Raw genomic sequence first — 20,165 nt, forward strand, 5'->3', positions numbered from 1 at the left:
CGCCTTATACCTCAACACCGTAGCGTTCGCGATAGGCATTGATACGACCGACTAAATCATCATCAGTCGCAGCAGTAGACAAGTAATTAACAATATCATTCAAACCGACAATGCTAATAACCGAGAGCGAGGCATCTTGCTCCAGCTCCTGAATAGCCGAGCGTTCACCCTGACCGCGCTCTTGCCGATCCAAACCGATTGCCACACCTGCTACGTCAGCACCCGCTGACTCGATCATTGAAATAGCTTCACGAATGGCAGTACCAGCCGTAATAACATCGTCAATAATCAGTACCTTGCCCTGCAAAGCGGCGCCCACAAGCGTGCCGCCCTCACCGTGATCCTTTTTCTCTTTGCGATTATAGGCAAAAGGCACATCGCGCTGATGATGATCTGCCAGCGCACATGCGGTAACGGCCGCTAATGGAATACCTTTATAAGCAGGGCCAAATAACACGTCAAACTCGACGCCCGATGCCATAATGGCATCGGCATAACAGCGACCAAGTGCCGCCAACGCCACGCCGCTACTAAACCGGCCTGCATTAAAAAAATACGGACTAATGCGCCCCGACTTCAGTGTAAACTCGCCAAAGCAAAGCGCCTCACTCGCAATGGCCTGCTCAATAAATTGCTGTTGGTATTTCTGAATACTCATCTGCACCCTCAAAAAGCTCGGTGAACGTTTCGGCCGCCATTTTACGCACCTGTTTTAGAAAGCTACTACTAAAAATCTCACAATTGACGGCAATTGCACACAAATGCCCTGATCTGCGCTGGGTGGCCGCGAGAAATGAGGTGTTTTTTGGCAGATATTAGCCGCCGTGATTGTTGTCGTTAGGGTTTCATTGTAGTCTAAGCCCCTGTTTATATCTAAAACCCTGAATACGCTCACTTAATAGTATTTAACCATCTTAGCTTGGCCCACCTTGCCGCTGAGACTGCTTACACTGAAGCCAAGACACTGGCCCTGATCGACGCGATAGGAAACACATGAGAATCATCAGCTTTTGTGCTGACAGCATTGTAGATGCAGCCAAGAAAGGCTTTTTTGACTGGGTCACTAAACAAGACGCGGATATTATCTGCATCCAAAATCTAGGCATAGCCGAATATAAGCTCCGCGACGACGTTTACTTTCCACGCGACTACAACCCTTACTTCTTCGATGCCGCCGACGGCAAACACAATGGCGTGGCTATTTATTGCCGCCAGCTGCCCAAAGCCATCATGACCGGCCTCGGCTTTTTAGACTTCGACATGGACGGCCTCTACATTCAGGCTGACTACGACAATATTAGTATTGGCAGTTTACTGGCGCCATTTGCCGAAGAGGGCGACAGCGCCGGCTTAATCCGTAAAAATCAGTTCTTTGAACAGTATTTGAACCACCTGACCAAAGTGCGCAATAAGCGTCGCGACTTTATCATTTGCGGCAACTGGAATATTGCGCACCGCGCCATCGACATCCAGGATGTCCGCGGTAACCACGGCAAGCCAGGCAGCCTGGCAGAAGAACAGCAATGGCTGGATCGCCTTTTCCGCGAACAGCACTACGCAGACGCCTTCCGCCTTGTAAACACCGATGCCGATGAGTTTAGCTGGTGGCCAGATGGCGAGCCCGGCACCAACGGCTGGCGAGTAGATATGCAGATTACATCCGAGCACATAACGCCTCGAGTGGAATACGGCGCCATCTACAAAGTGCAAGAATTTGGTAAGCACGCGCCTGTCATTATGGATTACGACTTTGAACTACCAGAGAGCCCGTTTTAAGCTGGCTTGATGCTGAACGGGAGGCGGGAGAGGCAAGGCCACGATCCTCGATGGCTCCCGAACTCACCTCTCCCGCCTTACGCGGCGCTCTGGACTCCGGAATCTACTCTCAAGCCTTCAGCGCCTCCCTCTGCGCCGCAATGAGCTCAGCAATCCCTTTCTCTGCTAAATCCATCATTGCGTTCATTTCAGTGCGACTAAACGTGGCCCCTTCTGCGGTTCCCTGCACTTCGATAACACCGCCCTTATCATCCATTACCACATTCATATCCGTTTCAGCGGTAGAGTCTTCGGCGTAATCCAAATCCAGTACCGGCGCGCCCTGATAAACACCAACCGAAATTGCCGCCACCTGCTGCTGCAGGGGGTTGCCAGTAATCACGCCATCGGCCTGTAATTTTGCAACTGCATCGGCCAGCGCGATATACGCGCCGGTAATTGACGCCGTGCGCGTACCACCGTCAGCCTGAATAACATCGCAATCCAAATAAATGGTGTTTTCGCCCAGCATCGTCAAATCAATCGCGGCGCGCAAAGAGCGGCCGATAAGACGCTGAATTTCTTGAGTCCGGCCACTCTGCTTACCGCGCGCGGCTTCACGATCCATGCGACTGCCGGTAGAGCGCGGCAACATGCCGTATTCCGCCGTTACCCAACCTTGGCCCTTACCTCGCAAAAAGCCCGGCACACTGTTCTGTACAGAGGCCGTGCAAATAACTTTGGTGTCACCCATCTCAATTAACACCGAACCCTCGGCGTGGCAGGTAAAATTGCGCGTAATTCGCAATGCCCGTTTTTCATCGTAAGCGCGCTCACTAGGCCTTACTACCGTCATATTGCTCTCCTTCTTCTGAAGCCCACAGTATAACCGCTAGCCGCTGCCAACACGTCAAAACCCGCCAGAAAGCACAAGATATATCCACCAGAATTGCCAGCAAACATAAAAATTTCGCTAGCCATTTCTTTCATCAGGGGCAAACTTTCCCCACGAACTTTTCGCCATCGCAGGGCATTTAGGCTTACACTATGCCGCCTAAACACCGACAAAAGCAGGGGAATCCTTTGACTACCAGCAGTATGACCGCCTTTGCCCACCAGCGTTTTGAATACCCTTGGGGCAGTGTCACTTGGGAGCTGCGCTCTGTTAACCACCGCTACCTGGAACTGTCATTCAAACTTCCCGAGAGCTGGCGCCAATTAGAACCCAGCCTGCGCGACGCCCTGCGCAGCAAGCTTCAGCGCGGCAAAGTAGAATGCGCACTGCGCGTGCAGCAGCAAAATCAGCAACAAGCACTCCAGCTCAATAACGCACTGGCCAATCAAATACTCAATGCGGCCAACGGCCTAAAAGCACACATCGCCCATACCGCCCCCGTCAACATCCTGGAATTACTGCGCTGGCCCGGCGTTCTCGAACCACAAACGCTAGACAACGACGCACTAAGCAAACAACTGCTAGAGGGTTTCGACACCGCGCTGAATGAACATATTGCCACCCGCCAACGAGAGGGCGACGCACTCGCGCAATTGATCGAACAACGCCTGGATACCATCAACGATATCGTCACCGATATTCGCAGCAAAATGCCCAGCATCGTCACCGCACAGCGCGACAAACTTCAACAGCGCCTAGCCGAACTCCAAGTCGAACTCGACCCAAGCCGACTAGAAGCCGAAATCGCACTAATCGCCCAAAAAGCCGACGTAGACGAAGAGCTGGACCGCCTAGACACCCACGTCAAAGAAGTGCGACGCGTACTTAAAAAAGGTGGCGCCAGCGGCCGACGCCTGGACTTCTTCATGCAGGAACTCAACCGCGAAGCCAACACCCTGTCATCGAAGGCAGTGGTTGCAGAAAGCACGCAGGCAGCGGTGGAGCTAAAAGTGTTGATCGAGCAGATGCGGGAACAGATTCAGAATATTGAGTAATCGAGTCAAAACGAAAACGGGGAAAATCTAGTCCGGAAATACAGCATCGACTTTTATAAGCGGCCAAAACCGAACGTCGGAAAAAACGCTGCCCTATTCTTTGCTCAGCCAAGACTGATCTCGTCTCCCCTTGGAAATCACTTACAGCTTCAGCTCCCGCAACATCACCGTTCCCCGCTTTACCTTCTCTCCACTTAGCGATCAGTTGGCTACACTCATCTAATAGCCCTTCCCAATCAGCATGAAATTCGTCCCAAATCTCTCGATCTAATTTAGAAACGTTCATCATGCCGCTCCGCCCTGAATTACGAATTGCAGGATCAAGACTGGCTAAATTTACCAACTTCAAGCTAACTGCGGACGGTGTTCGTCCAATCATTTCAGCCAGCTCGACTATGTCGTTAGTTACCCGATGTAGCTTCCCAAAGGGGAGCTGGCAATAAAGATAAAATGCTAGTTTAAGCTGCTCTTTTGTGCATAAGTTTACCGCCATTAAATACCTCAGCCACCTTGCTACAATGTGTTCAATTCCCTAAAAATACTCGCGAGAAACTAGTAACTTCCGACCAAATAGCAAAGTCAGTTTAAGCACTAAGAACTATTCGAAACCTAAATTGCTTGAACTTAACGACACGACCCATCATTTCGACCGAAAAATCTATACTGTCTATTATTCACAGCAAAATACATAAACACTTTGCCCGGCGCTATCTTTCGCTTTAACAGCCCGTGACGCCCCACCAATCAGGTCGTATAATCCCTAATCTCTCTCGCGCCCAACGACGCGAACACGATACAAAGGACGCCCTTTTCGCTATGCACAGCCAAGGTACGCTCTATACTATTTCCGCGCCGTCTGGTGCTGGTAAAACCAGCTTGGTTGCCAAGTTACTGGCGCGCACGCCGAGGCTTGGTGTGTCGGTATCGCATACCACGCGACCAATGCGGCCCGGTGAAGTGGATGGCGTGAACTACCATTTTGTTAGCCACGCCGAGTTTGAACAGATGCTAAATTCGGCTGCTTTTCTTGAGCACGCGAAGGTTTTTGACAATTACTATGGCACATCGCAGCGCTGGGTTGAGTCACAGCTTGCCGCGGGCGAGGATGTCATTCTGGAAATTGATTGGCAGGGCGCCCAGCAGGTTCGGCATTTAATGCCCGACACCGTGGCCATTTTTATTATGCCGCCATCGAAAGAAGCCTTGAATCAGCGCCTAACGGGTCGCGGCCAAGATGACGAGGCGGTGATTCAACGCCGTATGGATGCCGCGGTCGCGGAAATGTCCCACTTTGTTGAAGGCGATTACGTGGTGATCAACGATGATTTCGATACCGCCCTAGCCGATTTAGAGGCCATTGTTCGCAGCCATCGCCTCACACTGGCAAGCCAACAGCAACGCCACGCTGCATTACTCTCTGCACTACTGTCATAAGCGCTGGCTATTTGTTAAACTATTGTCTAATTAACAGCGCGCAATTTGTGCGCTGATTTTATTTAGTACGCAGGATATACATCATGGCCCGAATTACTGTTGAAGACTGCTTGCAAGCCGTCGATAACCGCTTTGAATTAGTTATGGTTGCAAGCAAGCGCGCCCGCGCGCTTGCCACTGGTGGCAAAGACGCGCTGGTCCCTGAAGAGGGTGACAAACCAACAGTTATTGCCTTGCGCGAACTCGCTGAAGGCAAAATTACCCGTGAAGAAGTGATGGCAGCAAACACCGCTGTAGAAGAGCCAGAAATGGATCTTAGCGCTGAGTTAGGCGCTTCGGCACTGTAATTCTGCGTCTTATTAGGGGCGCCAATGCATCAATACAGCTTTTTCAATCCCAATCCCGGCAAAAAAGAGCCGGCGGGATCGATTGACGCCCTAGCAAAATCTCTCTCCGACTACCTTTCCGCCGAGCAAGTCAATCAAGTTCGGCGCGCTTACTATTACGCCGAACAAGCCCACGAAGGTCAGAACCGCCGCAGCGGTGAACCCTACGTTACTCACCCATTGGCCGTGGCAACCATTCTTTCTGAAATGCACATGGACGCTCAAAGCCTAATGGCGGCAATGCTCCATGACGTGATTGAAGACACCAATGTCACCAAACAAGGCTTAAGCGATCAATTCGGTGATGTGGTCGCCGAGTTAGTTGATGGCGTTTCTAAGCTGACGCGGATTGAGTTTCAATCCAAAGCAGAGCAGCAAGCAGAGAACTTTCAAAAAATGGCCCTGGCAATGGCCAAGGACATTCGCGTCATTTTAGTGAAGCTTGCCGACCGGCTTCACAATATGCGCACGCTCGGCGCGATGCCCCCGGAAAAACGTCGCCGCATCGCCCGCGAGACACTCGAAATTTACGCACCCATTGCCCAGCGACTGGGTATGCACAATATTCGCGTGGAGTTTGAGGACTTGGGGTTTATGTCGATGCACCCCATGCGTGCTCGACGCATTCGCAAATCGATTACCACCCGCTTTGGCGACCGCAAAAAGACTATCACCAGCATTCGCGAAAATATCGAAAACTGCCTCACCGAAGAGGGACACTCCGCCAACGTCATCGGCCGCGAGAAACATCTCTTCAGCGTTTACAGCAAAATGCGCAACAAACGAAAGTCGCTGAAAGAGATTATGGATCTCTATGCATTTCGCATTGTGGTCGACTCAGTCGACAGCTGTTACCGCGTACTCGGCTGCGTACACGGCTTGTACAAGCCGGTGCCAGGGCAATTTAAAGACTATATCGCCATTCCCAAAGCGAACGGCTACCAATCACTGCACACCGTGTTGTTTGGCTTGGAAGGGGTGCCGATTGAAATCCAAATCCGCACCCACGAAATGGAAGAGATGGCAAATAACGGCATTGCCGCGCACTGGCGTTACAAATCCAACGAGCAAGAACCCAAGCGCAACTCCAGCCACGCTCGCGCTCGCCAGTGGGTGCAGGGCTTATTAGAAATGCAGGAGCGCGCCGGCGACTCCCTGGAGTTTATCGAAAGCGTTAAAATCGATTTATTCCCCGACGAGGTCTACGTCTTCACGCCGCGCGGCGACATTATGGAATTACCCGCCGGTGCCACCGCCGTCGATTTTGCCTATTCAGTACACAGCGATATCGGCAATAGCTGTGTGGCATGCCGAATTAATCGCCGCCTGGCGCCCTTGTCAGAAACCTTGCAAAGCGGGCAGACCGTCGAAGTAATTACTACGCCAGGTGCGCAACCCAACCCCGCTTGGCTGCACTTTGTGGTTACCGCCAAAGCGCGCACCGGTATTCGTCACTACCTGAAGTATCAGCGCAAAACCGAAGCGGTTACCCTCGGCCGTCGCATGCTGGAGCGCGCCCTCGCCAGCATGGACGAAAATCTGAGCGACATTGAAGACAAGCATTTGCTGCAGCTGGTCGACTCCACCCACGCCAAGTCCACCGACAATATTTACGAACAGATCGGCATGGGCAACCGCGTCGCGTATTTAACCGCGCGCCAACTAGTCAATCTGCGCGATGAGATCCGCGACGGTGACGACAAACTCCGCGCGCCGCTCACCAGACAGTCAATGGTCATTCACGGCACTGAAGGGTTTTTGGTCAACTTTGCGCGCTGCTGCTATCCCATTCCCGGCGACCATATCGTCGGCATCGTCAGCTCAGAAAAGGGCGTGGTGGTGCACTGTGAAAACTGCCACAACAGCATCGAGCTTAGCAGTCAGCCTGAGCGCGTCGTACCACTGAGTTGGGCCGACAATATCGACCGCGATTTCTCGGTAGAAATGAAAATTGAAATCAGCAAACAGCGCGGCATAATTGCCGTGTTGGCAACGCGTGTAAACGGCGCCGACGGCAGCATCGAGAAAATCAGCGTAGAAGAAGAAAACCCCAAAATCAGTACCATTCACCTCGTGGTTGGTGTGCGCTCGCGGGTACACTTGGCCAATGTAATGCGCAGAATTCGCAATATTCCAGCGGTGATCAAAGTAACAAGGGAAAGACATTAGGGGAAAGTCGGGCGCCTGGTGTCGGCAGTCGGACGCCGCCCGCAAACCCGCTTTTTCGCCCGACGTCTGACTTATCTATCAGGAGCCACAATGAGCAAAAAAGAAATCATCAGTACCGCCAATGCCCCACAAGCTATCGGCACTTACTCCCAAGCCGTTAAAGCCGGTGACACGGTATATATGTCAGGCCAAATTCCCTTGATTCCAGAAACAATGGAAATGATTGAGGGCGGTATTAAAGAGCAGGCGACCCAGGTATTTAAGAATTTGTCTGCGGTAGCCGAAGCGGCTGGCGGCACGTTAAACGACGCCGCCAAGGTCAATATTTCGCTGACCGATCTCAGCGTATTCGCACAGGTTAACGAGGTCATGGCGCAGTTCTTTGCCCAGCCTTATCCGGCTCGCGCCTGCGTTCAAGTCGCGGCACTACCCCGTGGCGCTATGATTGAAGTTGAAGTCATTTTGGCACTGTAAAATGCATATCGGGCCGAGATAATCGGCCCAACGCCCTGCTATTTTTCCTCAGATTTACGCCACTCTTCTAACACGGTTACAAACCCCTGTCTAAACGTTGGGAATTTTAGTTGGTAGCCACTTTCTCTTAACAACGCATTTGAACAGCGCTTACTACCCGTCCTTGCAACCGGCTGACCTTTGCTTGCATAGACCACATTCAGCTCGTCAGCCAACCACGACTGTACGTCTTGAATACTCGCTGGCTCATCATCAACACCCAGATAACAAGGCTGTATTGCCTGCGCTGCCTCGGCTTTGTCGATTAAATGACTTAAAAACCCAACACAATCATCGCGGTGAATTCTATTGGTGTAATGTAGGGGCTCAGCCGGCGCGCAATCACCCTCCAGCACCTTACTTAGCATTTGCAAGCGCCCGCTGCCGTATATGCCACCAAAACGAATATTCGTGTAAGGCCACTGTGTCGCGGCGACAATTTGCTCGGCCTTCAATAAATTCTGACCTGAAAAACGATCTGGATCAGTTGCACTTTGCTCATCGATCCACTCGTGGCTCGCTTGAGCGTACACCCCGGTGCTCGACACAAACAACAGCAACTTCGGTGGCACTGCTATCGCCGCCAATACATTATTCAGCCCGTCCTCAAATATCTTGCGATAGCCCTCTGGGCCGTAACCGCCAGGCGTCAGCGTAATCACCACATAATCGGCACGCAATGGCCCCAACTGCGCCACACTTTGCGGGTCACAAACGTCTGCGGCTAGCGCTGTCACCCCCATTGCAAGTTTATCAATGTTGCGGCGCAGCCCGTCTACCCGCCAATCTCTGGCCAGATAAATGTCTGCCAAGCCGTTGCCGATATCACCGCAGCCGACAATTAAAAGTGATTTTTGCTCAGCCATACCAAAATACTCCCCGCTGTGAATGCCTGCTGTAGTCCGTCATAATCGCCGTAAATCCAGTACCAGATCGCAGCTAAAATTCCGCGCTGATCTTACCACCTTAACAATCAGGAGGACGACTATGAGCATCCCCACCACCCGCCGTATTGTTAGTGTAAATAAAGATGACCACAGCCTAAGCATTAACACCGAAGCAATGCCCAGCCCCGCCGCCAACGAAGTACTGATAAAAGTTGCGGCTGCCGGCATAAACCGCCCCGATCTAATGCAGCGCTACGGCTTGTACCCGCCACCAGCGGGCGCTAGCCCCGTATTGGGTTTAGAAGTCTCTGGCAAAGTTGTCGCCGTCGGCAGCGAGGTTAGCCGCTGGCAAGTGGGCGATATGATTTGCGCACTGTGCAATGGCGGCGGCTATGCCGACTATACGGTGGCGCCCGCCAGCCAGTGCCTGCCTATCCCAAAGGGCGTTAGTATTCGCGACGCTGCCGCCTTACCCGAGGCTTTTTTCACGGTTTGGCACAACGTGTTTCAGCGCTGCCATTTAAAAGCCGGGGAAAACTTTTTAGTGCACGGTGGCAGCAGTGGCATCGGCACCACCGCGATCCAACTTGCAAAAGCCATCGGCGCCCATGTTTACACCACTGCCGGCAGCGCAGAAAAATGCGCCGCCTGTGAAAAGCTGGGGGCGATAAAAGCCGTTAATTATAAAACCGACGATTTTGTCAGCGAACTGGCAGACACCCCAACAGGCAAAGGCATGGATGTCATTCTCGATATGGTCGGCGGTGATTATGTACAGAAAGATCTGAAGCTTGCCGCCAACGACGGCCGCATTGTATTTATCGCTTTTCAAGCAGGCTTTAACACTGAGGTGAATTTTGTACCGGTGTTAATGAAGCGCCTCACCATCACCGCATCTACACTGCGCGCCCAAAGTGGCGAACAAAAAGCGTTAATCGCCGCAGATATTGAAGAGCGGGTGTATCCGCTCATTGCTGCGGGTAAGTTTGCCCCCCTCATCGATAAGGTATTTAGCTTTGAGGAAGTGGGTGCCGCCCACACCCGTATGGAAGGTGGCGATCATATAGGCAAAATTCTACTCACCTTTTAATCACCCCCTTGCGCTGGCAGAAACTTCATTGCCGTCAGCTATCGAGGGGCAACTGAGCCAAACTGATACTAATAGTCATCACCGCTCTTGACCCTCGCAAAATTTACTGTATTTATATACAGTAAATTTTGCGCTGATCGAACTTACGCTATAAACTTAAGACGATGCCGCTAGCCACTATTTGAGCAGTTTGAATTGTGTTTTTAGAGCCAACATGTACTATTTAGCGCCATAGCTATTAACTATCAACTTAGGTTTTTTATGACGCTTACAGAATTGCGCTACATTCTCGCCTTAAAAGAGACCGGCCATTTCGGCAAAGCCGCAGAGAAATGCCATGTCAGCCAGCCCACGCTAAGTGTCGCGATTAAAAAACTGGAAGACGAATTAGGCATTTCACTGTTTGAACGCAGCCGCAGCCAAATACAAACCACCCCAGTCGGCGAGCAAGTTATTCAACAGGCCAAAATTGTCTTGGAGCAAGCCGACCATATCCGCGAACTTGCCAACCAAGGTCGCGACCCGCTGGGCACACCGCTGGCGATTGGCGCCATTCACACCGTGGGGCCGTATTTATACCCGCGTTGCATTCCGGTCATCCGCGAACTCGCACCAGAGATGCCTCTTTATATAGAAGAGAATCTCACCGGCACACTGAGGGAGAGACTACGCGCATCTAAACTAGACGCCATCATCGTCGCGCTGCCCTTTAATGAAAGCGATGTGGTTACCCAAGCCCTTTACGAAGAGCCCTTTGTGGTACTGCTGCCCAATGATCACCCCTTAACGAAAAAGGCAAAACTACATCACGACGATCTCCTAGATGAGAACGTGCTCCTGCTAGGAGAAGGTCACTGCTTCCGCGATCAAGTCATGGCCGCCTGCCCCGGCCTGCGTCAAACCTTTGCCAATGGCGACCGCCTATTACAATCGGTTGTCGAAGGCAGTTCCTTAGAGACGCTAAAGCACATGGTGGTATCTAAACTAGGCATTACCATATTGCCGCTGTCGGCGGCTCAGGTCGCCCCTTACGGTGACGGTGTGTTGTGTATTCGACCGTTCGCTATTCCGCCCACCCGCACCGTCGCCTTAGCCTGGCGAACGAGTTTTCCACGCCACCAAGCCATCGATGTGATTAGCAAAGCGATTAAAGCCGCCGCGCCCGAATTGACGGCCAGCACCGCTTAATGACCCAAGCTCTCCATCAAGTTAGTGTAAACACCTTAAAAGGTGTTGGACCACGCCTACAGGAAAAGCTAGCGGCGCTCGGCATCAACTCGATTCAAGATTTACTCTTTCATTTACCGCTGCGCTATCAAGACCGCACTCGCATTACGCCGCTAGGGGCGCTGCAATTAAATACCGACGTGGTTTTTGAAGGCACCGTGTTGCTCGCAGATATTGTATTTGGCCGACGGCGCAGTCTTGTCTGCCGACTGCAAGATAATACCGGCACCACCACGCTGCGCTTTTTCCATTTTAATGCCGCCCAGAAAGCGCAACTCACTCCGGGCACCAAGTTGCGCTGCTATGGTGAAGCGCGCCGCGGCAGTGGCGGTTTAGAATTTTATCATCCCGAATACAGCGTTATTAGCGACGACGCCCCTGTTGCAGTAGAGGAGCGACTCACGCCGATCTACCCAAGCACGGAAGGCTTTGCGCAAACCAGCTGGCGTAAATTAAGTGATCAGGCGCTGCACTATTTAGATAGTCACCCCATTAACGAATGGCTGCCCAGCGGCACACTACCAGCGCAACTCAGCCGCGACCATTGGACGCTAGCAGACGCACTGCGCTATTTGCACCACCCACCAACAGACGCGTCTATCAGCCAATTACAAGACGGCCGCCACCCCAGCCAGCGACGCCTCGCATTTGAAGAATTGCTTGCCCACAATCTGGCATTGCAGGAATTGCGGCGCGAAACCCAGCGCTCCGGTGCACCAGCGCTCGACGGACCTAAGAAACTACAAAAGGCCTTTTTAGACCAGCTCGGCTTTACCCTCACCGGTGCGCAAAAGCGAGTCGCCGCAGAAATTGCCAAAGACTTGCACGGCCACATTCCGATGCTGCGCCTAGTACAGGGCGACGTCGGCAGCGGTAAAACCGCAGTGGCGGCCCTAGCAGCACTGCGGGCGGTCAGCAGCGGCTATCAAGTCGCGATAATGGCACCTACTGAAATTCTCGCCGAACAGCACTACCAAAACTTTAGTCAGTGGTTGGAGCCGCTGGGCCTGAACGTGGCATGGCTGACCGGCAAACTCAAAGGCAAGGCGCGGCAGGTGCAAAGCGAGGCGATAGCCAACCACGGCGCCCATGTCGCAGTGGGTACCCACGCCCTGTTTCAGAATGATGTGGAGTTTGCCAAGCTGGGCTTGGTCATTATCGATGAGCAACACCGCTTCGGTGTTCATCAACGCCTCGCCCTAAAACAAAAAGCCGCCGCCAATGTGGGACAGCCCCATCAATTAATCATGACCGCCACCCCAATTCCTCGCACCCTAGCGATGACGGCGTATGCCGATTTAGATACCTCGATCATTGACGAATTACCGCCCGGCCGCAGTCCTGTGAATACCGTGGTGCTAGCCAATGATCGCCGCGACGATGTGATGGAGCGCCTGCGCGCGGTTTGCGCCAGCGGCCAGCAAGCTTACTGGGTGTGCACGCTGATCGAAGAGTCAGACAAATTGCAGGCTCAAGCGGCCGAGGCAAGCTGGGAATTACTAAAAGAAACCCTGCCCGAACTCCGCGTCGGTTTGGTACACGGCCGCATGAAGCCAAAAGAGAAGGCCGAGGTCATGGCCGAATTCAAGGCGGCTAAACTGAATTTACTAGTGGCAACCACCGTCATCGAAGTGGGGGTCGATGTACCCAATGCGTCCTTGATGATTATTGAAAACGCGGAGCGCCTAGGCCTCGCTCAACTGCATCAATTACGCGGTCGCGTTGGCCGCGGTAGTCGGCAAAGCTTTTGCGTATTGCTGTATCAATCGCCGCTTTCCCGCAACGGCAAACAGCGACTGACCGCGCTGCGCGACAGCACTGACGGCTTTGTGATCGCCGAGCAAGATTTACAGCTACGCGGGCCAGGTGAAGTTTTAGGCACACGGCAAACAGGTTTAATGAGCTTTAAAATTGCCGACTTACAGCGCGATACCGACTTACTCGATGACGTGCGAGAGCAGGCCCAACACATCATGCAAGCCCACCCCAGTCACGTTAAGCCCCTGATACAGCGCTGGCTGTCAAATCGCACGGTCTACGCCTCGGTTTAAGAAATCGACTAACTTGCCGATAATACGATAAGACAGGCATTAAAGCCGACATGGCAAAAATTCGACAAGCGGGTCACTTTGCTCTACAAAGAAGACGAGACAAAAATGTTGGGTAATCGTGAATTAGTTATGAGTGATAATAAAGACAGTCAGCGGCGGAGATTTTTTCGTCTCCCCTACCCGAGAACCGCACAGCCGCCGTTGAACACCCATACCGGCGACTCGTACAAGGTATTGGAAATCGCAGAAAAGAGTGTGGTGATTGAGTTACAGCCTAGCAAGCGGCTTCAAGTCGGCGAGACCATTTGCGGCAAGATACTTTTTCACGATCAGGAATCTGAATTTATTGAAGGCACTGTTTATCGCCTAGACGAACGCGGTGCCGTGGTGACCTTGAACAATAGCATCAGCTTTCACCATGTGATGCGCGAACAATCGTATATCAACACTCGCTTCCCGCTGTTTTTTAGGCAGAAAATGGCGGGTAGACGCAATCCAGAAGACCGTTCGGATGATCAGTAAAACTCGTATTCCAGCATAAGACGAAAGCTGTAATCTGCACTATCCTCGTCTAAACCAAACACCGTTCCCACCTCCCAACGCAAACTATTCGCCCCGCTTAAACGGGCAGCGCCGACTAATACGGGACCGATGCCTCGATAATCCTCCGCCGCGTAAAATTCCAACGCCGGTTCTAACATCGGCCGATAGCGGAAGCGCGCCTGCAGCGACAAGGCCGTTTCAAACTCATCGCCCGTTGTCTCACTGGATTCATAAATGATACTGGCGTTGGCCGTTCCAACAAATCCGCCCCATTCCTTTAGCACTATTATCTTGCCGGCCAACTCTTCGACATTGCCGTCTCTACTGTGCTCGTATTCAACAATAGCGCCCCAATCCAGGGTAAATTCGCCCTGTTCAGTAATTTGCCAGCGCGCTTCAAATTCATAAGCACTTAGTCGATCGGCATCGTCCTGACCTTGCGCGATAAGGTAGGCTTCTAAGGCAATGCTATCTGAAATGGCGGCACCAAAACCAAAGCGTTGAATAATGAAACCATCAGGTGCCTGCAAGCCGCCCTCTGCCTGACTTAAGCGGTATTCAAATTCTTTTTCTAAACTGTTTACATAAGGCGCGTATATTTTGTCCACCGGCAAACCGTCAGCCCGGGAAAACGAAGCTAATCCCACTACGGCGGCTATCGCTAATAAATATTTGTCGCTGCTATTTTTCATCGTCAGACGCCCTTGTGCTTGCTTTACGTCCTTGCCAATGCCAGTAACGCAACAGCATTACCAACGCCATACATGCCGCGCCAAACAGATAAAGCACCAATTGAGCCGGAGCCGGCGTTGCCTCATAGCCGGCTAGCGCATAGAGCAGTTGTCCCGACAGGCTCTCTTCCGAGAGCAGTGCGCTGCTATCCCACAGCTGGCCGTCTGGCAATATGTCTGCCTGAATCAGCATTTTGCCGGCTTGCAGCAACATGCCACTAGCGACCACCGTTAGCAGTGCGCAGCCCAATGACAAAGTTCGCACCAATGAAAAACTTAACAAAAAATAGTAAAAAAGCGCGCAACAGCTAAGCCCAATTCCTAAACCAATAATTGAACCACTATATAAACTCACGCTAGCGTGTGGCAGGCTTTGAAAGGCAGACAAATAAATATATATCTCTGAGCCCTCTCGCGACATCGCACAAACAATGATGATCACCAATACGAATCGCAATGTCCCACTAAGGGCTTGTCGCTGATAGTAGTGATTTATAAATTCAACACAGATATAAAGCAGACAGATATAAATAAATATTTGCAAACCCGCATCAACAATCTCTTGGCCGATACCACCAAATAAATTGGAAATAAAACCCAGCTGACTACCCAAGCCAATTGACCCCACTACGCCACCAAGTACACCCCACTTAAACCATGTACGTGCAATATCCAGCTTGAAGCACAGCGACATTAATATGCTGACCAGCAATGCAGCCTCTAGCACTTCGCGAATTACTATGATCACACTGGTTAATAGCATTGACGCCAACCTTTATAAAAAGGACCCATCCATTTATTCCGCAATGATCTTTCCCTGTGCACTTTTGGGATTAAACTCACCGAAAAAAGGGTATTCACCCGCAGGCAACGGACCAATAAAGATGAGTGACCGACGCCCGCCTAATACCACTTTCTCTCGGTTTAATTCGTAGCTTTCAAACTCTTCAGGGGTTTTATCTTCATTACTGACCCATAATTTAATCTTGGTATTTGCCGGTACAACAATCACCGAAGGCTCAAACAAATGTTGTCTAATTGCTATTTCAAATTCCGGCTTGTCAGCAAAGGCCTGCATATAAAAAAACACGCCAACGACTAATAATACGAGTCGAAAAATTTCCATCATTGATACTCGTAAACTGGTCACCTTTTTTCTCCGAACTGTTCCAGCGCTAAATTGCCGCTAGCTTTTAACGCAATTAGTGTTGTCGGAAAATCAACAGTGACCGCGAGACCACAACCATTATCACCCGTGGCCATAGAGATGCTTGCACTATGTAATTCGGCAATGTGTTCTGCAATCGACAGACCAAGACCACAGCCGCTAACACCTGAGCTGTGACGATCACCGCCAACACGATAAAATCGTTCAAACACACGCTCTTTCATATCTGCGCTAATACCAGGCCCATTATCAGAAACGATTAAACGAACTCGGTTTTCAAGGGCCTCTATTTTCACTTGAATCGCGCCACCACACTGAGTATATTTTGACGCATTAGTGAGTAAGTTTTGCAACAATATGCCGATTGCAAAACGATCTCCGTCTACTTCACCATCATTGCCAAGCAACTCAATTATTTGATCCTTACTCACAAAATCCTGGTAGCGCTCCGCAATAACTTCTCGCGCCAATGCAGCCAGTGATATACGTTCGAATTTGGCAGGGTAGTGATCAGGGGTGGTGCGGTGCAGCAGCAGCATCTGTTCTACCAAATGTGCCAAGCGATCAACATCGCGTTCCAAGCTAAGCAAAGACTCATTGTCTTGCCCGTATTCATCACGCAAATTATGTAAATGGATTTTAATCGCACTAATCGGCGTTCGCAGCTCATGGGCTGCATCTGCAGAAAAACGGCGCTCGCGTTCAAAGGAGGCAGCAAGCCGTCTCAACATGGAATTAACCGATTCAATAACCGGCATGAGTTCATTGGGAGCTTGCCCCACGTCTACTGCGCTTAAATCGTCGGCCGCTTTGCCCCGTAATATTCTTGCCAAAATCGCTAGGCTTTTTAGGCCGCGACCGATAATCAACCAAATCAATAGCCCCGCCACCGGCAGCACCACCACAACCGGTATTATTGATTCAAGAATGACACTTTCTGCCAGCCGGTAGCGGAGGTCTACTCGCTCCGCAATCATAATGCGATGACCATTCACAAAATTAAAATAACTCAAGGTACGCCAGCGGTAGCCATTAAAATTATTCTCGCTAAAACCTTCATTCGCAGCGATGTATTGATCTGGCGCGTGTACCGAATGCCACACAAGTTTGCCGTCAGCATTGAACAGCTGAAACACCATGTTTTCGTCATCCGGCGCAGGCGCATTGTTTGCAGTGCGTAAGGGCACCGATGACAATTGCAGAGCCATCGCCTTGAGTTTCTGATCAAACAAATTTTCGGCTTCTGCCATGCTAGCGCGATAACCGTGAAGCGCGGCGATAAAATTGACCAGCATTAATGCTGACAGCAGGCTGACCAATAAAAATCGGCGCAGTGAATTCACCCAGCGCTCCCGAGAACAAATCCCACACCGCGAATATTTTTAATTAGGTCGTGGCCTAGTTTTTTCCGCAAATTGTGCACATGGACATCAACGGTATTACTCGTGACTTCATCTCCCCAGCTATAGAGCTTTTCTTCTAACTGCTCGCGGGAAAACACCTGTCCAGGACGATCTGCCAGCGCTCGCAATATCGCAAATTCGCGACGGGATAATTTTTGTACTTCGCCATCCAGGCGAACTTCGTGGCTGGCAATATTAATAAGCACATTGCCAAATTTAAGTTCCGGCTCACGCACTGGTGCATTGCGACGCGACAGTACGCGAATTCTAGCCAGCAATTCTTCGAAGGCGAAGGGTTTGGTGAGGTAATCGTCAGCTCCCGCGTCTAAACCGGCAACTTTATCGGTGAGGGAATCGCGCGCAGTTAAAATGAGTATAGGTATGCCAGTCTGCAATAGTCGTAACTCACGCAGTAGCACTAGGCCATCAATATCTGGCAGGCCTAAATCCAAAATCACAATATCTAATTGTCCGGCCTCAACGAAGCGACGCCCCTCGCTACCTGTTGCGGCATGATCAATGGCATAGCCGGCACGTCGAAGTGCTTTTACGGTGCCGTCAGCCAGCGATACATCGTCTTCAATTAACAAAACTCGCATGAATTCGGCACACCACCTTTACGAAGTTATTTTTGTTTCTGCTGTTCGGTAATCAGCTCAAGTATCTCACGCTGACGCTCTTGGTCGGCATAGCCGCGGCCGAGACGTTTAGGTGCAGTATACGCGCGTTCGAGGTATTGGCGCGCCTCATCTCCTCTGCGTTGATCGAGCAGGAACAGCGCGTAAAAATAATTGCTTTCTATATCGTCAGGCGCCATAGCTAAGCCTTCAAGTAAGTAAGCCTCTGCCTTTTTATCACTACCAAAGCCAATTGGCCAACTTGGCACTTGAAAGTACAATGAACCCAAACTAGTACGCGCAGCGGCTTGAAATGAACCACCATCCAAGTCTATTGCTTTTTCTAAATCGACCTTCGCTTCTTTTACTAAGCTCAGTGCGCCCAAGCCCCCTTTTACGCCAGCATAACTTGCTTTAATGATTCCCCGCCAAACATAAAGGTCGGGATTACCTGACTCTGCACTTACAAAACTATTTGTGCGATTTAACAGAGACTTAAAATCACGTTCTTGCTGCTTTTGATCGGCCTCATATTGCGCCTTAGCCCAGTCAGTCTGTAACTCAGTCACTGCTGAGCTAGCTGCTAATTGAATATCGACACTGCCGTTGTCACTGTAGGCAGAAAGGGCCGCAGACAATAGCAGTAATGCAAGACTAAATCTCATAGTGATTATTTTCATTAAGGCCGCTCCTTTCTTTATAACTCAGATGGTTAGGCAGATTTCGCATAACGTAAAATCGTAGCCAATTGCTTTTTTAGCGCTCCGGACACAATCGAGGGAAATAGCGCATTGAGACGGACAAAGAAGCGTTCCGGCCAACCCAAATAGCGATTGCTACTTTTGTTTAACTGCAACATCGCTAGCGCCGCAGCGGCGACCACTTCCGGCTCATCCGCGGCATTACCAAGCTCGGCGTTCATGGCAACCACCTTGTCGGAATTCAATGCAGTATTTACCGCCCTTGGCGCTAGATAGTGTATAGCGATATTTTCATTAGCAAGTTCGCGCTGTAGGGCCTCAGTAAATCCACGCAGGCCGAATTTACTAGCACAATAAGCTGTAAATCCGGCGAAGCCGATACTGCCAAAACCTGAACCAACATTGATAACGGCGGCGTTCCGGCTTTTTAGCAATAGCGGCATTAGGCCTTTACACAAACGCATAGGCGCCAATACATTTAACTGAAACATGTGCTCTACGACGGCGTCGTCGGTCTCTGCAAACACGCCAAAAGATGAGGTACCCGCGTTATTCACCAGCACATCTATCGCCGAGCCATCAGCAATATCGCTGCACAGCTCGGTAATTGCTTCCGCCGACGACAAGTCCGCCACTATGTAGCGGTGGCTACGCGGTCTCTCTAAACCTTCGCGCAAGGCGGCCAGTGCATCGGGATTTCTGCCAATAAGCACCAGATTATGGCCGGCGCTGGCAAAGGCAACAGCCAAGGCTCGACCAATACCACCACAGGCACCAGTTAACACAATGGTCAATGTCGTCATGGCTTAGCTATTCCTCAATCGCAATTGTTTAGGCCGCATGTTTCATTCCTCCGCGCCGACCAAGTTCACGAAAGATATTGCCGTATAAACCGTAAAACATATTTGCGCTGTGAATGATTTGTTCCTGATCGCGGCTGTCCTCAATCCGGTTCATCAAGCCTTTAAAAAATTCGACATGCTCAATATCTAATGCGCCATGAGAAGTTAAATAACTGAAGGCCTTTTTTGGCAGCCCCAAACTTTGTTGAATCGCACCGGCCGCGTTGTCGGCAATTGCGATGCTAGTGCCTTCCAACACCTGAACCATGCCAAAAAAGCCAACTGGATTAACTCGATTAATCATGTCGTAGGCGTAAGACACCATTAACTCGGTCGCGCCTGCGGGGCGACTATTGCGCACCTGCTCAGCATTGCCACCGCAGGCGGCAATGTCATTCAGTATCCACTCTTGATGGCCGAGCTCTTCTTCAATGTATTCCGCGACCGCATTGCGCAGCCATTCATAGCGCTCATCAAGACGACCGCCACAGGCCATTAGCAAGGGCACGGTGTGTTTTACGTGGTGATAGGCCTGTATCAAAAATTGAATGTAGTCGTTTAAGCTTAGCTTGCCGCTGACACCCTCTTGAATAAAACCGATGTCGTACAATGACGCTCTGGCAGACGCGGTTTCTAGTTGAAGTTGCTCATAAAATCCCATTGCGTACTCCTTTAACATTTTAAGCTTGGCGGCGCTG

The 20,165-nt window shown here is 51.0% G+C and carries 21 protein-coding genes; 10 read left to right on the plus strand and 11 right to left on the minus strand.

Features of this window, described 5'->3' with window-relative positions; all coding sequences use genetic code 11:
• Positions 1 to 4: 4 nt before the first annotated feature.
• Positions 5 to 658: an orotate phosphoribosyltransferase gene (gene pyrE, locus AAC007_RS11435; protein ID WP_295873624.1), complete on the minus strand. Its 654-nt coding sequence runs from the start codon at positions 656 to 658 to the stop codon at positions 5 to 7.
• Between the two features lie 335 nt (positions 659 to 993).
• Between pyrE and AAC007_RS11440 the strand changes: the two genes are divergently transcribed.
• The gene (locus tag AAC007_RS11440) at positions 994 to 1,776 is read left to right on the plus strand and encodes an exodeoxyribonuclease III (RefSeq protein WP_219043459.1); all 783 of its coding nucleotides are present in this window, start codon (positions 994 to 996) and stop codon (positions 1,774 to 1,776) included.
• A 109-nt stretch (positions 1,777 to 1,885) separates the two neighbouring features.
• Here the strand turns inward: AAC007_RS11440 and rph are convergent, their stop codons facing one another.
• Positions 1,886 to 2,611: a ribonuclease PH gene (rph, locus tag AAC007_RS11445; protein WP_339676895.1), complete on the minus strand. Its 726-nt coding sequence runs from the start codon at positions 2,609 to 2,611 to the stop codon at positions 1,886 to 1,888.
• 242 nt (positions 2,612 to 2,853) lie between these two features.
• Between rph and AAC007_RS11450 the strand changes: the two genes are divergently transcribed.
• From AAC007_RS11450 to AAC007_RS11470, 5 genes are all read left to right on the plus strand, one after another.
• Positions 2,854 to 3,705, plus strand: a complete 852-nt coding sequence (locus tag AAC007_RS11450; RefSeq protein ID WP_339677007.1) for a YicC/YloC family endoribonuclease — start codon at positions 2,854 to 2,856, stop codon at positions 3,703 to 3,705.
• An 816-nt stretch (positions 3,706 to 4,521) separates the two neighbouring features.
• Positions 4,522 to 5,139, plus strand: coding sequence for a guanylate kinase (gene gmk / locus AAC007_RS11455; RefSeq protein WP_339676897.1), 618 nt, complete (start codon positions 4,522 to 4,524; stop codon positions 5,137 to 5,139).
• Between the two features lie 83 nt (positions 5,140 to 5,222).
• Positions 5,223 to 5,486 carry a DNA-directed RNA polymerase subunit omega gene (rpoZ, locus tag AAC007_RS11460; RefSeq protein WP_219043455.1) on the plus strand — a complete coding sequence of 88 codons (264 nt, stop codon included), beginning with the start codon at positions 5,223 to 5,225 and terminating at the stop codon, positions 5,484 to 5,486.
• A 24-nt stretch (positions 5,487 to 5,510) separates the two neighbouring features.
• A complete protein-coding gene (locus AAC007_RS11465) occupies positions 5,511 to 7,694 on the plus strand; it encodes a RelA/SpoT family protein (RefSeq protein ID WP_339676901.1) in 2,184 nt (727 codons plus the stop codon).
• Between the two features lie 90 nt (positions 7,695 to 7,784).
• The gene (locus AAC007_RS11470; RefSeq protein WP_339676904.1) at positions 7,785 to 8,168 is read left to right on the plus strand and encodes a RidA family protein; all 384 of its coding nucleotides are present in this window, start codon (positions 7,785 to 7,787) and stop codon (positions 8,166 to 8,168) included.
• Between the two features lie 38 nt (positions 8,169 to 8,206).
• Here AAC007_RS11470 and AAC007_RS11475 read toward each other — a convergent pair whose 3' ends face one another.
• Positions 8,207 to 9,073, minus strand: a complete 867-nt coding sequence (locus AAC007_RS11475) for an NAD(P)H-binding protein (RefSeq protein WP_339676907.1) — start codon at positions 9,071 to 9,073, stop codon at positions 8,207 to 8,209.
• Between the two features lie 121 nt (positions 9,074 to 9,194).
• On the opposite strand from AAC007_RS11475, the gene AAC007_RS11480 reads away from it, so the two are divergent.
• The 4 genes from AAC007_RS11480 to AAC007_RS11495 all read left to right on the plus strand — a co-directional run bounded on the left by AAC007_RS11480 (position 9,195) and on the right by AAC007_RS11495 (position 13,984).
• Positions 9,195 to 10,184 (plus strand): NAD(P)H-quinone oxidoreductase, encoded by a 990-nt coding sequence (locus AAC007_RS11480; protein ID WP_339676910.1) that lies wholly within the window; start codon positions 9,195 to 9,197, stop codon positions 10,182 to 10,184.
• A gap of 261 nt (positions 10,185 to 10,445) precedes the next feature.
• The gene (locus tag AAC007_RS11485; RefSeq protein WP_339676913.1) at positions 10,446 to 11,372 is read left to right on the plus strand and encodes a LysR substrate-binding domain-containing protein; all 927 of its coding nucleotides are present in this window, start codon (positions 10,446 to 10,448) and stop codon (positions 11,370 to 11,372) included.
• Entirely contained in the window at positions 11,372 to 13,462 is a 2,091-nt protein-coding gene (recG, locus tag AAC007_RS11490) for an ATP-dependent DNA helicase RecG (RefSeq protein ID WP_339676916.1), read from the plus strand. Before AAC007_RS11485 ends, recG begins: the two co-directional genes overlap by 1 nt.
• A 105-nt stretch (positions 13,463 to 13,567) precedes the next feature.
• Entirely contained in the window at positions 13,568 to 13,984 is a 417-nt protein-coding gene (locus tag AAC007_RS11495) for a hypothetical protein (protein ID WP_339676918.1), read from the plus strand.
• Here AAC007_RS11495 and AAC007_RS11500 read toward each other — a convergent pair.
• From AAC007_RS11500 to AAC007_RS11535, 8 genes are read right to left on the minus strand one after another with little or no spacing between them, the layout of a single operon-like run.
• Positions 13,978 to 14,697 (minus strand): hypothetical protein, encoded by a 720-nt coding sequence (locus tag AAC007_RS11500; RefSeq protein ID WP_339676921.1) that lies wholly within the window; start codon positions 14,695 to 14,697, stop codon positions 13,978 to 13,980. The genes AAC007_RS11495 and AAC007_RS11500 overlap by 7 nt on opposite strands.
• The gene (locus AAC007_RS11505) at positions 14,687 to 15,499 is read right to left on the minus strand and encodes an FTR1 family protein (RefSeq protein WP_339676924.1); all 813 of its coding nucleotides are present in this window, start codon (positions 15,497 to 15,499) and stop codon (positions 14,687 to 14,689) included. Before AAC007_RS11505 ends, AAC007_RS11500 begins: the two co-directional genes overlap by 11 nt.
• 33 nt (positions 15,500 to 15,532) lie before the next feature.
• The gene (locus AAC007_RS11510; protein ID WP_339677009.1) at positions 15,533 to 15,862 is read right to left on the minus strand and encodes a cupredoxin domain-containing protein; all 330 of its coding nucleotides are present in this window, start codon (positions 15,860 to 15,862) and stop codon (positions 15,533 to 15,535) included.
• 20 nt (positions 15,863 to 15,882) lie between these two features.
• Positions 15,883 to 17,247 (minus strand): ATP-binding protein, encoded by a 1,365-nt coding sequence (locus AAC007_RS11515; protein ID WP_339676927.1) that lies wholly within the window; start codon positions 17,245 to 17,247, stop codon positions 15,883 to 15,885.
• Positions 17,244 to 17,906: a response regulator gene (locus AAC007_RS11520; protein WP_339676930.1), complete on the minus strand. Its 663-nt coding sequence runs from the start codon at positions 17,904 to 17,906 to the stop codon at positions 17,244 to 17,246. The genes AAC007_RS11515 and AAC007_RS11520 overlap by 4 nt, the downstream gene beginning before the upstream one ends.
• Before the next feature lie 26 nt (positions 17,907 to 17,932).
• Positions 17,933 to 18,604 (minus strand): hypothetical protein, encoded by a 672-nt coding sequence (locus AAC007_RS11525; RefSeq protein WP_339676932.1) that lies wholly within the window; start codon positions 18,602 to 18,604, stop codon positions 17,933 to 17,935.
• A gap of 32 nt (positions 18,605 to 18,636) precedes the next feature.
• On the minus strand, positions 18,637 to 19,428 hold the full coding sequence (locus AAC007_RS11530; protein WP_339676935.1) for an SDR family oxidoreductase: 792 nt from the start codon (positions 19,426 to 19,428) through the stop codon (positions 18,637 to 18,639).
• A 28-nt stretch (positions 19,429 to 19,456) separates the two neighbouring features.
• A complete protein-coding gene (locus tag AAC007_RS11535; RefSeq protein ID WP_339676938.1) occupies positions 19,457 to 20,128 on the minus strand; it encodes an iron-containing redox enzyme family protein in 672 nt (223 codons plus the stop codon).
• Between the last annotated feature and the right edge of the window lie 37 nt (positions 20,129 to 20,165).

This window comes from uncultured Zhongshania sp. (genome assembly GCF_963975605.1).
GTDB classification, from domain to species: Bacteria; Pseudomonadota; Gammaproteobacteria; order Pseudomonadales; family Spongiibacteraceae; genus Spongiibacter; species Spongiibacter aquimaris.